The following is an 895-nucleotide window of genomic DNA, read 5'->3' as shown; positions in this document are numbered from 1 at the left end:
TCTGGAGCTCGGGATGTCCATCCGGTCCATCGCGAGACGGCTCGGGCGACAGCCCTCGACCGTCTCGCGGGAGATCAGACGGAACCCCGGCTACGAGTCGGGACGTGCACAGAGACGCTACGAAAAGGCGAAGACCCATTGCGGCGCCAAGACGAAGCTCGATGACACGATGCGCCGGACAATCACCGAGAAACTGTGGGCGACCTGGTCGCCGGAACAGATCGTCGGCCGCCTCTTCGCAGGAAAAATCGCCTTCTCCACCATCTACCGTTGGATCTATGCGGGACAGATAGACGTGCCCGCGACCGTGCTCCGCCAGAAGGGCAAGCGTCAAAAGCCGGTCGAGACACGGGGGCGATTCAACGTCGGATTGTCCATCGCCAAGCGCCCGAGAGAGGTGCGTGCACGCAAGACATTCGGGCACTGGGAGCTCGACACCGTGGTCTCTGGACGTGGGAAGTCAAAGGCATGCGTCGCGACGTTCGTCGAGCGGAAGAGCCGGTTCTACATCGCCCTTCCGATGACGGACCGTAGCGCCTCCTCGATGGAGATGGCAATCCAGGCAGTGCACGGCGCCTTCCCCGTGGCCGCGTTCAGGACGGCGACGACGGACCGAGGCAAAGAGTTCAGCTGTCACGAGCGTATCCGGACGTCGCTCGGCGTGCCACTCTATTTCGCCGACCCGTATGCGTCCTGGCAACGTGGGAGCAACGAGAACGCCAACGGCCTCCTCCGCGAGTTCTTCCCGAAAGGAACGGACTTCGCGCAGGTCGGTGACGGCGAACTCGCGGACGCGCTCGCCAAGATCAACGGGCGGCCGAGGAAGTGCCTCGGCTGGCGAACAGCACACGAGGCATTCACCGAGGAAGTGTTGCGCTTAATTTGACAAACCGTC

1 protein-coding gene is annotated in these 895 nt (G+C 63.0%); it reads left to right on the top strand.

Annotated elements, in window-relative coordinates:
• Window position 1: 1 nt before the first annotated feature.
• On the top strand, window positions 2–886 hold the full coding sequence (locus KNO71_RS17500) for an IS30 family transposase (protein WP_214689705.1): 885 nt from the start codon (window positions 2–4) through the stop codon (window positions 884–886).
• Window positions 887–895: the final 9 nt, after the last annotated feature.

The organism is Exiguobacterium sp. s163 (assembly GCF_018617135.1).
Classification (GTDB): Bacteria; Bacillota; Bacilli; order Exiguobacteriales; family Exiguobacteriaceae; genus Exiguobacterium; species Exiguobacterium profundum.
The sequence above is the reverse complement of the archived record's forward strand: the minus strand, read 5'-3'. Positions and strand labels throughout refer to the sequence as shown.